This window comes from Cellulomonas endometrii (assembly GCF_949769265.1).
Classification (GTDB): Bacteria; Actinomycetota; Actinomycetes; order Actinomycetales; family Cellulomonadaceae; genus Cellulomonas; species Cellulomonas endometrii.
The window spans coordinates 13,932-28,277 of record NZ_CATKPC010000023.1 but is presented as its reverse complement, the minus strand read 5'-3'; the positions used below and the strand labels follow the sequence as shown (position 1 = coordinate 28,277).

11 protein-coding genes and 2 tRNA genes are annotated in these 14,346 nt (G+C 71.6%); 1 reads left to right on the top strand and 12 read right to left on the bottom strand.

The window, feature by feature from the left end; all coding sequences use genetic code 11:
* Positions 1-3 precede the first annotated feature (3 nt).
* The gene (locus tag QNH85_RS17965) at positions 4-543 is read right to left on the bottom strand and encodes a peptidylprolyl isomerase (protein ID WP_282948614.1); all 540 of its coding nucleotides are present in this window, start codon (positions 541-543) and stop codon (positions 4-6) included.
* Positions 544-691: 148 nt separating this feature from the next.
* Between QNH85_RS17965 and QNH85_RS17960 the strand changes: the two genes are divergently transcribed.
* Positions 692-1,651: a hypothetical protein gene (locus tag QNH85_RS17960; RefSeq protein ID WP_282948612.1), complete on the top strand. Its 960-nt coding sequence runs from the start codon at positions 692-694 to the stop codon at positions 1,649-1,651.
* An 84-nt stretch (positions 1,652-1,735) separates the two neighbouring features.
* Here QNH85_RS17960 and QNH85_RS17955 read toward each other — a convergent pair.
* The 11 genes from QNH85_RS17955 to dnaA all read right to left on the bottom strand — a co-directional run bounded on the left by QNH85_RS17955 (position 1,736) and on the right by dnaA (position 14,058).
* Positions 1,736-1,811 (bottom strand) — tRNA-Ala (locus QNH85_RS17955).
* A 42-nt stretch (positions 1,812-1,853) separates the two neighbouring features.
* Complete coding sequence (locus tag QNH85_RS17950) at positions 1,854-1,973, bottom strand: DLW-39 family protein (protein WP_213284369.1); 120 nt, start codon at positions 1,971-1,973, stop codon at positions 1,854-1,856.
* Positions 1,974-1,996: 23 nt separating this feature from the next.
* Positions 1,997-2,070: transfer RNA gene (locus QNH85_RS17945), tRNA-Ile, on the bottom strand.
* 61 nt (positions 2,071-2,131) lie between these two features.
* The gene (locus QNH85_RS17940; RefSeq protein WP_282948610.1) at positions 2,132-2,896 is read right to left on the bottom strand and encodes a DUF3566 domain-containing protein; all 765 of its coding nucleotides are present in this window, start codon (positions 2,894-2,896) and stop codon (positions 2,132-2,134) included.
* On the bottom strand, positions 2,893-5,505 hold the full coding sequence (gyrA, locus tag QNH85_RS17935) for a DNA gyrase subunit A (protein ID WP_213284367.1): 2,613 nt from the start codon (positions 5,503-5,505) through the stop codon (positions 2,893-2,895). The genes QNH85_RS17940 and gyrA overlap by 4 nt, the downstream gene beginning before the upstream one ends.
* Before the next feature lie 73 nt (positions 5,506-5,578).
* Positions 5,579-7,585: a DNA topoisomerase (ATP-hydrolyzing) subunit B gene (gyrB, locus tag QNH85_RS17930; RefSeq protein WP_282948607.1), complete on the bottom strand. Its 2,007-nt coding sequence runs from the start codon at positions 7,583-7,585 to the stop codon at positions 5,579-5,581.
* Positions 7,586-7,852: 267 nt separating this feature from the next.
* Positions 7,853-8,437, bottom strand: a complete 585-nt coding sequence (locus QNH85_RS17925) for a DciA family protein (protein WP_282948605.1) — start codon at positions 8,435-8,437, stop codon at positions 7,853-7,855.
* On the bottom strand, positions 8,427-9,662 hold the full coding sequence (gene recF / locus QNH85_RS17920) for a DNA replication/repair protein RecF (RefSeq protein ID WP_282948603.1): 1,236 nt from the start codon (positions 9,660-9,662) through the stop codon (positions 8,427-8,429). Before recF ends, QNH85_RS17925 begins: the two co-directional genes overlap by 11 nt.
* Before the next feature lie 9 nt (positions 9,663-9,671).
* On the bottom strand, positions 9,672-10,604 hold the full coding sequence (gnd, locus tag QNH85_RS17915; protein ID WP_282948601.1) for a phosphogluconate dehydrogenase (NAD(+)-dependent, decarboxylating): 933 nt from the start codon (positions 10,602-10,604) through the stop codon (positions 9,672-9,674).
* A 163-nt stretch (positions 10,605-10,767) separates the two neighbouring features.
* Complete coding sequence (gene dnaN, locus QNH85_RS17910; protein WP_213284363.1) at positions 10,768-11,898, bottom strand: DNA polymerase III subunit beta; 1,131 nt, start codon at positions 11,896-11,898, stop codon at positions 10,768-10,770.
* 720 nt (positions 11,899-12,618) lie between these two features.
* Complete coding sequence (gene dnaA, locus QNH85_RS17905; RefSeq protein ID WP_282948598.1) at positions 12,619-14,058, bottom strand: chromosomal replication initiator protein DnaA; 1,440 nt, start codon at positions 14,056-14,058, stop codon at positions 12,619-12,621.
* Positions 14,059-14,346 lie beyond the last annotated feature (288 nt).

Below are 14,346 nucleotides of genomic sequence, written 5' to 3'. Positions count from 1 at the left end.
GCGTCAGGACTCGAACGACACCGACTCGATCACCACGTCCTCGACCGGCCGGTCGCCCGGGCGGGTGCGCGTCGTGGCGATCGCGTCGACGACGGCACGGCTCTCGTCGTCGGCCACCTTGCCGAAGATCGTGTGCTTGCCGTTGAGGTGCGGCGTCTCGGTGACGGTGATGAAGAACTGCGAGCCGTTCGTGCCGCCGACCTGGCCGGTGATCGGGTCGCGTCGCAGGCCGGCGTTCGCCATCGCGAGGAGGTACGGCTCCGAGAACCGCAGCTCGGGGTGGATCTCGTCGTCGAACGTGTAGCCGGGGCCACCGGTGCCGCGGCCGAGCGGGTCGCCGCCCTGGATCATGAAGCCGTCGATCACACGGTGGAAGACGACGCCGTCGTAGAGGGGCGTGGTGCGCTTCTCCCCGGTCGCGGGGTCGGTCCACTCCTTCTCGCCGGTCGCGAGGCCGCGGAAGTTCTCCACGGTCTTCGGGGCGTGGTTGGGGTAGAGCTCCAGGCGGATGTCGCCACGGTTCGTGTGCAGGGTCGCGTGCATGCCCGCCATCCTGTCACGGACCCCTGTGCGGCGGCCCGGTGGGGATCGTGTGTTCACGCGCGACGAACACACGGCTGCCACCTGCGCGAAAGGGCCGACGGTGGCAGAGTGGGACGACACCGGACCAGCTGAGCAGGAGAGTGTGGACATGGCGTTCCTTCACCGACGGAACAAGATCGAGATCGTCTCCGACCCCGCGACCTCCGAGCGCCTCAAGGGGCAGGCGGCCGACGTGGGGGCCGTGCTGGCCGACGCCGGGGTGAAGGCCGCCGACGGCGCGGGCAAGCTCGCCGTCGCCGCCAAGCTGCAGGCCGCCGAGGCCGCCGTGCTGGCCAAGGGTGCCGCCGGCCACGCGGTCGAGTGGGGCCAGCCCCGCGTGGACGCCGCCGTCGAGTGGCTCGTCCCCCGCATCGACCACCTGTACAAGGAGAGCGTGAAGGCCGCCGCCCCGCGGGTCGAGAAGGCCGCGGTCGCCGCGACGCCGGTCATCGACACGGCGCACGACAAGCTGGTCGACGAGCTGCTGCCCAAGGTGGTCCAGGCGGTCAACGAGGCCGCGGAGCGCGCCGGCGCGGTCGTCGAGAAGGTCGCCGACAAGGAGTCCGCGAAGACGAAGTCGCTCCTGGCGGCCGCGGCCGCCGGTGCCGCCGCCGCCGCGGGCAAGCCCGAGAAGAAGAAGCACAAGGGCGCCAAGCGGTTCTTCCTCGTCGCCCTGCTGGTCGGCGCCGGTGCGGGCGTCTTCGCCTGGACCCGGTCCCGCACCACCACCGACCCGTGGGCCGAGCCGTGGGAGCCCGAGGCCCCCGCCGGCGACCAGATCCGCGCCCGCGCCGGCGACGCGGCGGAGGCCGTGGGCCAGGCCGCCGGCGAGGCCGTCGCCCGCAGCCGCGAGGCCACCCAGAAGGCCGCCGAGCGCGTCGCCGAGGTCCGCGAGGACGTCGAGGAGCGCGTCGCCGACGCCACCGAGAAGGTGACCGAGGCGACCAAGAAGGCCACCCAGCGCCGGGCCGCCCCGAAGAAGCCCGACACCGGTGCGACCACTGCCGAGGGCACCACGGGCACCACCACCCCGGCCGAGGGCACCACGGAGGGCGGGCCCCAGGCCTGACGCCCCACCGCACGACGCACGAAGGCCCGGCACCTGCGAGGTGCCGGGCCTTCGTCGCGCTGCGGTGGTGGAGCCAGCCGCCGGTGGTGGAGCCAAGGGGACTCGAACCCCTAACCCCCTGCTTGCAAAGCAGGTGCGCTACCAATTGCGCCATGGCCCCGGAGCGCCCCGGCGGGCCGGGACGTGGGTGGTGGAGCGAGCCCTACTCGACGGGGTCGGTGACCTCGGCCCACAGGTCGCGGTCGTCGCGCTCGGCGGCGTACCGCGTCCAGGCGACGTAGCCGGCGGCGGCGACGACCACCAGGAGCAGGAGCTTCTTCATGGGTTCCCCCAGGGGCTCGGGAGTGGGCCTAAGAGGACTTGAACCTCTGACCTCTTCCTTATCAGGGAAGCGCTCTAACCGTCTGAGCTATAGGCCCGTGGCACGCTGGCGTGCCGGTCGAGACTACCCCAGCAGGGGCTGCCCGCCCAAACCGGGGGTCACTCGTCCGTCATCGTGACGTGCACGCCGCCCACCAGGGCGGCCGTGATGTTGTACAGGAACGCCCCGATCGTGGCCAGAGCCGTGATGAGGAACACGTCCACGACGGCCACCAGGGTCGCGACGGAGATGACGCGGTCGAACTCCACGTACCGCATCAGGTCGATGCTGGAGTCGGCCAGGATCTCGGTGACGAGGTCGTTCAGCGACGCGAAGACGTGCAGGCCGTCCAGCGTCAGCCACACCACCGCGGTCGCGACGACGATCATGATGCCGATCGCCACGGAGATGAGGAACGACAGCTTCATCACCGACCACGGGTCGACCCGGGAGACCGCGAGGCGCACGCGCCGCGGGCCGGAGCCGCTGGTGAGCGAGCCCGACGCGGGACGGGAGCCGGCGGAGGGCGACGCCTTCCGGTCCGTGTCCTCGCGCGAGGAGCCCGCCGGGGTGCTCGTGCGCGGCGCGGCGGTGGCCGGGCGCACGGGCTCCTGCGTGGTGGTCGCGGCGGCCGCCGCGGGGGTCGCCTTGGTGCTCGGCGACGCCGTGGACGTGGCGCGCGGGGCGCCGGACCCCTTCGACGCGGTGCCCGTCGAGCTCGCGCCCGTCGGTGCGGTGGCCGTCGGTGCCTTGCCGGAGGTGGTCGTGGTGGTGCCCGTCCGCGCGCCGGTGTCGGTGGCCGTGCGGCCGCCTGCCGGCTTCTCGGCCGTGTCGCTGCCCGACTGCTTGCGGGGCGGGATGGACGGCGGCGTGTCGCTGCTCATGCATCCTCCTCGGAGGTCTCGTCAGCCACCGGGGCGTCCGGAGCTGTGGTGGCGCTGGTGTCCTCGAGGGCCGCGGATGTCACGTCCTGCTCGCCCGACTCACCCACGGTACCCGCCTCGTCGCCGAGGTGGCGCTCGATGTTGCGTGCGACCGCGATGATCCGGTCGCCGTTGTCGGGCTTCGCGAAGATCACGCCCTGCGTGGTGCGGCCCGTGGCGTTCACCTCGGAGGTCGCGGAGCGCACGATCTTGCCGCGCTCCATGATGACCAGCACCTCGTCGTCCGCGTCCGTGACCAGCGCGCCGACCAGGTCGCCGTTGGCCTCGGGGAGGTTCGCGACCTTGATGCCGAGACCGCCGCGACCCTGGACGCGGTAGTTCTCCACCGTCAGGGCGGTCCGCTTGGCGATGCCGCCCTGCGTGACGGTGAACAGGAACGCCTCCTCGCGGACGACGTCCATCGCGAGCAGCTCGTCGTCCGCCCGGAACTTCATGCCCGTGACGCCGGAGGTCGCGCGGCCCATCGGACGCAGCGCCTCGTCGGTCGCGGTGAACCGCAGGGACTGGCCCTTGCGGGACACCAGGATGAGGTCGTTCACGGAGTCGACGATCCGCGCCGAGACGAGCTCGTCCGGCAGGCCGTTCTCGTCCTCGCGCAGGTTGATCGCGATGACGCCGCCGGACCGGTTGGAGTCGTACTCCGACAGGCGGGTCTTCTTCACGAGGCCGCGCTTGGTCGCGAGGACCAGGTACTCCGCCTGCTCGTAGTCCCGCAGGTCGAGCACCTGGGCGATCTTCTCCCCCGGCTGGAAGGCCAGCAGGTTGGCGACGTGCTGGCCCTTGGCGTCGCGGCCGCCCTCGGGCAGCTCGTACGCCTTGGCGCGGTACACGCGGCCGAGGTTCGTGAAGAACAGCAGCCAGTGGTGCGTGGTCGTCACGAAGAAGTGGTCGACGATGTCGTCCTCGCGCAGCTGCGCGCCGCGCACGCCCTTGCCGCCCCGGCGCTGGGCCCGGTAGTTGTCCGACCGGGTGCGCTTCGCGTAGCCGCCGCGGGTGATGGTGACGACCATCTCCTCCTCGGCGATGAGGTCCTCGACGGACACCTCGCCGTCGAACGGCAGGATCGTCGTGCGGCGCTCGTCGCCGTACTTCGCGACGATCTCGTCGAGCTCCTCGCGCACGATGCCGCGCTGCCGCTCCGGGGACTCGAGGATCGCGCGGTAGCCGCGGATCTCGGCCTCGAGCTTCGCGTAGTCGTCGAGGATCCGCTGCCGCTCCAGCGCCGCCAGGCGCCGCAGCTGCAGGGTGAGGATCGCGTTGGCCTGGACCTCGTCGATGTCCAGGAGCGCCATCAGCCCGGTGCGGGCCTCGTCGGCGTCGGGGGAGCGGCGGATGAGCGCGATGACCTCGTCCAGCGCGTCGAGCGCCTTGAGGTAGCCGCGGTAGATGTGGATCTGCTCCTCGGCCTTGCGCAGCCGGAAGTTCGTCCGCCGCACGACGACGTCGAGCTGGTGGCTCGTCCAGTGCCGGATGAACGCGTCGAGGCTGAGCGTGCGCGGCACGCCGTCGACGAGCGCCAGCATGTTTGCGCCGAACGTGTCCTGCAGCTGCGTGTGCTTGTACAGGTTGTTCAGGACGACCTTGGCGACCGCGTCGCGCTTGAGCACGACGACCAGGCGCTGACCGGTGCGGCCCGAGGTCTCGTCGCGGATGTCGGCGATGCCCTGCACCCGGTTCTCGCGGACCAGGTCGGCGATCTTCTTGGCCAGGGTGTCGGGGTTCACCTGGTACGGCAGCTCGGTGACGACCAGGCAGATCCGGCCCTGGATCTCCTCGACCTCGACGACCGCCCGCATCGTGATGGAGCCGCGGCCGGTGCGGTACGCCTCCTCGATGCCCCGGTGGCCGAGGATCGTCGCGCCGGTGGGGAAGTCGGGGCCCTTGACGCGGCGCAGGAGCTCCTCGAGCAGCTCCTCCTTGCTGGCCTCCGGGTTGTCCAGGTGCCAGCGGACGCCCTCGGCGACCTCGCGGAGGTTGTGCGGCGGGATGTTCGTCGCCATGCCGACCGCGATGCCGGCGGAGCCGTTCACCAGCAGGTTCGGGAACCGCGACGGGAGGATCGACGGCTCCTGCGTGCGGCCGTCGTAGTTGTCCTGGAAGTCGACGGTGTCCTCGTCGATGTCCCGGACCATCTCCATGGCCAGGGGGGCCATCTTGCACTCGGTGTACCGCGGGGCGGCGGCCGGGTCGTCGCCGGGGGAGCCGAAGTTCCCCTGGCCGGCGACCAGCGGGTACCGCAGCGACCAGTCCTGCACCAGGCGCACCAGGGCGTCGTAGATCGCCGTGTCGCCGTGCGGGTGGTACTTGCCCATGACGTCGCCGACGACGCGGCTGCACTTCGAGAACTGCCGGTCCGGGCGGTAGCCGCCGTCGTACATGGCGTACAGGACGCGGCGGTGCACCGGCTTCAGGCCGTCGCGGACGTCCGGGAGCGCGCGGCCCACGATGACGGCCATCGCGTAGTCCAGGTAGGACCGCTGCATCTCGAGCTGCAGGTCCACCTGGTCGATGCGGCCGTGCTCGATGTTGTCGCCGGTCAGCTCTGTCACGAATCAGGTCCTTCGGTGGGACTGGTCCCGGCGCAGGCGGCCGGGAGGTCGGGGAGGAGCGGGTGCGCCGCGGTCAGATGTCCAGGAACCGCACGTCGCGCGCGTTCCGCTGGATGAACGAGCGGCGGGACTCGACGTCCTCGCCCATCAGCACGGAGAAGATCTCGTCCGCCGCGGCCGCCTCGTCCAGCGTGACCTGCAGCAGCGTGCGGTGCTCGGGCGCCATCGTGGTCTCCCACAGCTCCGAGTAGTCCATCTCGCCCAGACCCTTGTACCGCTGGATCGCGTTGTCCTTGGGGATCCGCTTGCCGTTCGCCTGGCCGTCGGCCAGCACGGCGTCCCGCTCCCGGTCCGAGTACACGTAGTCGTGCGGGGCGTTCGACCACTTGATGCGGAACAGCGGCGGCTGCGCCATGTACACGTGGCCCTTGAGGATCAGCTCCGGCATGTACCGGTAGAGCAGCGTGAGCAGCAGCGTGCGGATGTGCTGGCCGTCGACGTCGGCATCGGCCATCAGCACGATCTTGTGGTACCGCAGCTTCGAGATGTCGAAGTCCTCGCCGATGCCGGTGCCGAACGCCGTGATGAGCGCCTGCACCTCGGCGTTGCCGAGCGCGCGGTCGAGGCGGGCCCGCTCGACGTTGAGGATCTTGCCGCGCAGCGGGAGGATCGCCTGCGTCTGCGGGTTCCGGCCACGGACGGCGGAGCCGCCGGCCGAGTCGCCCTCGACGATGAAGATCTCGCACTCGGCGGGGTTGTTCGACTGGCAGTCCTTGAGCTTGCCCGGCATCGAGTTCGACTCGAGCAGGCCCTTGCGGCGGGTCGCCTCGCGGGCCTTGCGGGCCGCCATGCGCGCCTGGGACGCCTGGATCGCCTTGCGGATGACGTCGCGCGCGTCGTTCGGGTGCGAGTCCAGCCAGTCGGCCAGCTGCTCGTTCACGACGCGCTGCACGAACGTCTTCGCCTCGGTGTTGCCGAGCTTGGTCTTCGTCTGGCCCTCGAACTGCGGCTCGCCGAGCTTCACCGACACGACCGCCGTGAGGCCCTCGCGGATGTCGTCGCCCGTGAGGTTGTCGTCCTTGTCCTTGAGGATGCCCTTGTCGCGCGCGTACCGGTTGACCAGCGAGGTCATCGCCGCGCGGAAGCCCTCCTCGTGCGCGCCGCCCTCGGTGGTCGAGATGGTGTTCGCGTAGGTGTGCACCGACTCCGAGTAGGCGCTGGTCCACTGCATCGCGATCTCCACGGAGATCTTGCGCTCGGTGTCCTCGGCCTCGAAGTCGATGACCTCGGGGTGCACGAGCTCGACCTTCTTGGCCGCGTTGAGGTGCGTGACGTAGTCGACCAGGCCGCCGTCGTACTTGTAGGTGACGCTGCGGAACGCGGGCGCGTCGCCCTTGGTGGCCTCGCCGCTCTCGCCGGCGACCTCGTCGTCGGTGTCCGAGTGCAGCGGGCGCTCGTCGGTCAGCGAGATCTGCAGGCCCTTGTTGAGGAACGCCATCTGCTGGAACCGCGACCGCAGGGTCTCGAAGTCGAACTCGACCGTCTCGAAGATGCTGGGGTCCGGCCAGAACGTCTGCTGGGTGCCCGTCTCCTGCGTCGGCTCCCCGCGGCGCAGCTCGCCGTTCGGCTTGCCGCCGTCCGCGAAGTCCTGCTCCCAGGTGTAGCCGTCGCGCTTGACGACGGTCTCGACCTTCGTGGACAGGGCGTTCACCACCGAGATGCCGACGCCGTGCAGGCCGCCCGAGACGGCGTAGCCGCCGCCGCCGAACTTGCCGCCCGCGTGCAGGATCGTCATGACGACCTCGACGGTCGGCCGGCCCTCGGTCGGGTGGATGGCGACGGGGATGCCACGGCCGTTGTCGACGACGCGGACACCGCCGTCGGCCAGCAGCGTCACCTCGATGTGGTCGCAGTAGCCGGCGAGGGCCTCGTCGACCGAGTTGTCGACCACCTCGTAGACCAGGTGGTGCAGGCCGCGCTCACCGGTGGAGCCGATGTACATGCCCGGACGCTTGCGGACCGCCTCGAGGCCCTCGAGCACCGTGATCTGCGAGGCGTCGTAGGCGGGAGTCCCGTTCACCGTCCCCCCGGGTGCGTCGCGCGGAGGGTTCGGTCCGGTGGAGGGGCTCTGGTCTGCCACGGGCGGTGGTGCTCCTCAGTTCTCACACGCGGCGGAGACGAGCGTCCTCCGGGCGGGAGGGCGGATCACTCCACGACGACGGAGATCGTGCGTCCTGGACCGGCGCAGACGCGCCAGACATGTCGATTCACAGTGTACCCGGACCCACGCCAGAACCCCCTCAGAACCGCGGTCCCTGTGGACCGCGTCCCCGGCGCGGCGCGGGCGTCAGCCCCAGGTGTCGCGCGGGCCCCGGCCGCGGACCGCCCGCCGGCCCTTGCCGAACCCCGGGCCGGCCGGTCCGAGCACGCGCACGTCCTTCACCACGCCCTCGCCGACGTCCTCCGCCATCCGCCGCACCAGCTGCGGCGCGAGCATCTTGAGCTGCTGCGCCCAGGCCGAGGAGTCGGTCCGGACGACCAGCACCCCGTCGGCGAACGTCTCCGGGGTGCAGTGGTCGGCGATCTGGTCGCCGACGACGTCGCGCCAGCGGCCGACGACCCCGCCGACCGAGACCTCCTGGACCCAGCCGCGGTCGCGGAACAGCGACGCCATCGTGCTGGACACGGTCAGCGGGTCGCGCGGGTGCACGCCCGGCCCGCCGCGCTCGGCGGGGGACAGCGGCGACCGGCTGCGTGCCGCCTGACCGGGCCGGTAGCCCTTCGACCGCGCCACCGAGCGGAACCGGGCGAGCGACCGCTTCGCCATCTGCGTCGCCGGGGTGACGTCGAGCTGCTCGCACACGGGCACGGCGGGGTCGACCTCCGGGGTGCTGCTCCCGTCGGGCGCGGCTCCGGCGTCGTCAGACGGCACGGGCGACCTCCGACGCCATGACGTCGTACCGCGCGCCGGACAGCTGCTCGGGGACGTCGCCCGGGACGGCGGCGGTCACGAACACCTGCCGGGCCCCGGCGACCATGTCCGCCAGCCGCGCCCTGCGCTTCGCGTCCAGCTCGGCGAAGACGTCGTCCAGCATGAGGACCGGCTCCCCGTCCGGACCGGAGTCCGCGACCCACAGCTGCGCGACGTCGTCGGCGGTCTCGGGCCGCGGGCCGTTCGTCAGGAGCTCGTAGGACGCCAGCCGCAGCGCCAGCGCCACCGACCACGACTCCCCGTGGCTGGCGTAGCCCTTCGCGGGCAGGTCGCCGAGCGTGAGCACGAGGTCGTCGCGGTGCGGACCCACCAGGCACACGCCCCGCTCCAGCTCCTTGGGTCGCAGCCGGGACAGCGCCTCGAGCATCTGCGCCTCGACCACCGCGACCGGCGAGGCGGGGGAGTCCGTGGGCGGCGCGTCGTCGCCCGGGTCGGCCAGCGCGGCGGCGAGGGAGGACCGGTAGCCGGCGCTGGCGGCGCCCTGCCCGTCGCTGACCCGCTCGTACGCCTCCGCGACGTAGGGGTCCAGCGCGGAGACCACGGCCTGCCGGGCTACGATCACCTGCGCCCCGAGCTCGGCGAGCTTGGCGTCCCACACGTCCAGCGTCCGGATGTCGAGGCTCCCGGCCCGCGCCCCGCGGAACCCCGCGGCGGACTTGAGCAGGGCGGTGCGCTGCCGCACGACGCGGTCGTACTCGCCGAAGACGCCGGACAGCCGCGGGGTGACCTGCACCGCCAGCTCGTCGACGAACCGGCGCCGGCCGTCGGGGTCGCCCTTGACGAGCGCGAGGTCCTCGGGCGCGAACAGCACCGAGCGCAGCGCGCCCACCACGTCCCGGGCGCGCGACGGGGCGCCGTTGAGCTTGACCCGGTTGGACCGCCCGGACCCGAGCTGCAGGTCGATGACGAGCGCCCGCTCCGACCCGTCGCCCTGCGCGCGGACCACGCGCGAGCGCACCACGGCCGCCGACGCCCCTGCCCTGACGAGCGGGGCGTCGGTCGGCACGCGGTGGCTCGAGAACGTCGAGACGTAGCCGATCGCCTCGACGAGGTTGGTCTTGCCCTGCCCGTTCGGCCCGACGAGCGCCGTGATCCCGGGCTCGAAGGTGAGGTCGACCTGGCGGTACGACCGGAAGTCCGTCAGGGACAGGTGCGAGACGTACATCGAGCGGCGTCAGCCCTCCGAGCGCACGCCGGACGGGGCGTCGCCGGAGATGGGAGCACCGGCGGCCCGGACGGCGTGGCCGCCGAACTGCTGGCGCAGCGCCGCGACCGCCTTCATCGCGGGGGACTGCTCCTGGCGCGACTGGAACCGGGCGAACAGCGCGGCGGTGATGACCGGCAGCGGCACGGCGGCGTCGATCGCCTCGTCCACGGTCCAGCGACCCTCGCCCGAGTCGGCGACCCAGTCGTCGATCCCCTCGAACTGCTGGTCGTCCTCGAGCGCCTTCACCAGGAGCTCGAGCAGCCAGGACCGCACGACGGTGCCGCGCTGCCAGGCCTTCATGGTGCCGGCGACGTCGGTCACGATGTCCTTCGCCGCGAGCAGCTCGTAGCCCTCGGCGTAGGCCTGCATGAGGCCGTACTCGATGCCGTTGTGCACCATCTTCGCGTAGTGCCCGGCGCCGACGGCGCCCGCGTGCACGAAGCCCTCCTCGCGGGGGCCCTCCGGGCGCAGGGCGTCGAACACCGGCATCACGCGCTCGACGTGGGCCGCGTCGCCGCCGACCATCAGGCCGTAGCCGTTGGCCAGGCCCCAGACGCCGCCGGAGACGCCGACGTCCAGGAAGTGCACGCCCTTCGCGCCGAGCTGCTCCGCGTGGCCCTTGTCGTCACCGAAGTAGGAGTTGCCGCCGTCGATGACCAGGTCACCCTCGGTCAGCAGGCCGCCGAGCTCCTCGATCACCGCGTGCGTCACCGCGCCGGCCGGCACCATGACCCACACGACCCGCTCGCCGGCGGGCAGCGCCTCGACCAGGTCGGCCAGCGACGCGACGTCGGTGACGTCCGGGTTCCGGTCGTAGCCGGTGACCTCGATCCCCGCGTTCCGCATCCGGTCGCGCATGTTCGCGCCCATCCTGCCCAGACCCACCAGGCCGATCTGCATCGCTCCACCTCTCCTCGCCCGACCGCCGCCGGGCCGGTGGGGCCCGGGGCGACTGTGTCGCCCGCCATTCTCCTGCCGAGGCGGGGTGCTGACGAACGATGCGCGCGTCTCGCCGGTCACACCGGCGGGACGTCCCGCCGGGTCCGGGAGGCGGACCCGCTGATCAGGACGCGAAGCGGATCGGCACCAGCAGGTACCGGTACTCCTTGAGGTCCTCGCCCTCGAGCGACTCCTGGCCGGTGAACTCGACCGGCTTGTTCGGGTGCGTGAACGACAGGCGCACGAACGACGTGGTCAGCGCGCCGAGCCCGTCGAGCAGGAACTGCGGGTTGAACGCCACGGCGATGTCGTCGCCGACCAGCGTGGCCTCCAGCGCCTCGGACGCCTGCGCGTCGTCGCCCTGCCCGGCGTCGAGGACGACCTGGCCCTCGGAGAACGTCAGGCGGATCGGGGTGTTGCGCTCCGCGACGAGGGCCACGCGCTTGGCCGCGTCGGCCAGCAGCTGCGTGTTCACCACGGCGTGGATCGGGGACTCGTCCGGGAACAGCCGGCGGACCGCGGGGTAGTCCCCGTCGACCAGGAGCGACGTGGTGTGCCGGCCGCCCGCCTCGAAGCCGATGAGGTCGACGCCCTGGCCCGTGGCGAGAGCGACGTTGACGGAGCCGGACGCGCCGAGCGACTTCGCGGCGTCGTTGAGGGTCCGGGCACGCACGAGCGCCACCTCGGAGACCTCCGGGCGGGCGGGCTTCCAGGTGAGCTCGCGCAGCGCCAGGCGGTAGCGGTCGGTCGCGAGGAGCGTGATCTTCTCGCCCTCGATCTCGACCCGGACGCCGGTCAGCAGCGGGAGCGTGTCGTCGCGGCTGGCGGCCACGGTGACCTGGCCGACGGCCTTGGTGAGCTCGTCGCCGTCGACGGTGCCGGTGAGCGCGGGCATCGCCGGGAGCTGCGGGTAGTCCTCGACCGGCATGGTCAGGAGCGTGAACCGGCTGGCGCCGCAGGTGACGGTGACCTTCGTGCCCTCGAGCGACACGTCGACCGGCTTCGCTGGCAGGGCGCGGGAGATCTCCGCGAGCAGCCGGCCGGAGACCAGGACGGTGCCCGGCTCGCTGACGTCGGCGGGGACCTCGGAGCGGGCGGAGACCTCGTAGTCGAAGCTCGCGAGCCGCAGCGTGCCGTCGGAGTCGGCCTCGATGCGCACACCGGCCAGCACGGGGACCGGGGGACGGGTGGGAAGGCTGCGAGCGATCCACGTGACGGCTTCTGCGAGGACGTCACGTTCGACGCGGAACTTCATGCCCCACCCTCTCGGTCGGGGGATCACCGTGATCCCTGCTGGTGCTGTGCGACCCCGGCCGCGAGGGCGGCAGAGGTCGTGCCGAACACTACGCGAGTGACCAGGGGTGCGGAACCGAACGCGCGGGCCTGTGGACGCCGGTCGGAGGGCTCCAGCGTTCGTCTGGACGCCACGAGAGCGGGGTGCTGCAGCCGGTGCGTCGCGGGCCCCGGCCGGGGGCCGCGCCAGGGGGCCGCTCCACGAACGTCACGGCCCTGCCGGGACGATCCACAGGGGTCTGGGCCTCCTGGTCGTGCGTCGTCGAGGCAGGGCCTGTGGTCCCGGGTGCCGGACCGCCCGGCAGAGCACTGACGGGTTGTGGATCTTCTTCCTAGGGATCAGTCGTCGTCATCGTCGGTTCTGTGAATTCTGGGGACGACGCCCGTTCGTGCTGGTGGGAGCCTTCTGCGGCGTGTGCACGACGACTGTGGACCGCCTGGGGACGACGCAGATGAACGTGGACGACGACGGGTCCGTCCTTCGTCGTCCACGGAGAGCGGAGGATCCGTCCACACGAATGGTGGGGGTCGTCCACCGGTTTCCACAGGATCGTCCACAGGTGTGAACATTCGTCCCACCGCTGTTTCAGGGCGTGGTCGAGGGTCGGCCGACGCGCCCCGCCGCCGAGACGGCAGAAGGCCCGCCACGAGGTGCGTGACGGGCCTTCTCCGGAACGGGGTCTCAGCCCCGGCTCTCCTGCTTGATGCGGTTCGTCAGCTCGGTCACCTGGTTGAAGATCGAGCGCCGCTCCGCCATCAGCTCGCGGATCTTCCGGTTCGCGTGCATGACGGTGGTGTGGTCCCGCCCGCCGAACGCCTGACCGATCTTCGGCAGCGACAGGTCGGTCAGCTCACGGCACAGGTACATCGCGATCTGCCGGGCGGTCACCAGCACGCGCGACCTCGACGACCCGCACAGGTCCTCGATGGTCAGACCGAAGTACGCCGCGGTCTGCCCGATCACGGCCGTCGCGGTGATGTCGGCCTGGTCGTCGTCGGTGATCAGGTCCTTGAGCACGATCTCCGCCAGCGACAGGTCGACCTGCTGCCGATTGAGGTTCGCGAACGCCGTCACGCGGATCAGCGCGCCCTCGAGCTCCCGGATGTTCGTGGAGATCTTCGAGGCGATGTACTCCAGGACGTCGTCCGGGGCCTGCAGCTTGTCGTTCGCGGACTTCTTCCGGAGGATCGCGATCCGCGTCTCGAGGTCCGGCGGCTGGACGTCGGTGATCAGGCCCCACTCGAACCGGGACCGCATCCGGTCCTCGAACCCGTTCAGCTGCTTGGGCGGCAGGTCGGAGGTGATCACGACCTGCTTGTTCGCGTTGTGCAGGGTGTTGAACGTGTGGAAGAACTCCTCCATCGTCTGTTCCTTGCCCTGCAGGAACTGGATGTCGTCGATGAGGAGCACGTCCACCTCGCGGTAGCGGCGCTGGAACGCACCGGCCTTGCCCTCACCGATGGAGTTGATGAAGTCGTTGGTGAACTCCTCGGAGTTCACGTACCGCACCCGCACCGACGGGTAGAGGTTCCGGGCGTAGTGCCCGATCGCGTGCAGCAGGTGCGTCTTCCCGAGACCCGAGTCGCCGTAGATGAACAGCGGGTTGTAGGCCTTGGCCGGGGCCTCGGCGACGGCGACCGCCGCCGCGTGCGCGAACCGGTTGGACGAGCCGATGACGAACGTCTCGAACAGGTACTTCGGGTTCAGCCGGGCCGGCTCGACGCTCGGCGTGGGTCCGGCGGGCTCGCGGCGGAACGGCTCGGAGCGGACCGGCGGGTCGACGTGCGCGGAGTCCCCGGTGCTCGGGTGGCCGGTGGCCGCGTGCGCGACCACGGGCGTCGGCTCGGAGTCGGTGCGCGCCGGCGGCGGGGTGGTCGCGAGCCCGGCGTCGGCCGAGTCCAGGGACGGGTCCACGGTGATCGCGAACCGCGCCTCGCGGCCGAGAGCGGCGGCGAGGGCGTCGGACACCTCCTGGCGCACCCGCGTCTCGAGGTAGTCCTTCGTCAGGTCGTTGCCGACCGCGAGGAGCATCGTGCCGTCGAGCAGGCCCAGCGGCTTCGCCAGCCGGACGAACGCGAGCTGCCTCGGCGTGATGTCGGGGCTCACCTCGAGCTGCGCCATCGCGGCCGACCAGACCTGGCCTGGCTGATCGTCCTGTCCTGACACCTGTACCTCGCTGCCGTCGTGAGTCGCGTGGTCGAGTGTCGCACGCACCTGTCCTGCGTCCACAGACTTGTCCACACCTGTGCGTGACGCCGGATCAGGGGCGATCACGGCCGTACGGGAGCACGCTGGCTCCGTCGGGTGCGGCGTTGTCCACAGGGCCGGCCGGGTCTGTCCACGGGCTGGGGAGACCGGACGCTGCGGGACGCATCGAGCGACGATGCTAGTGGCCGCGGAGGGCGGGCG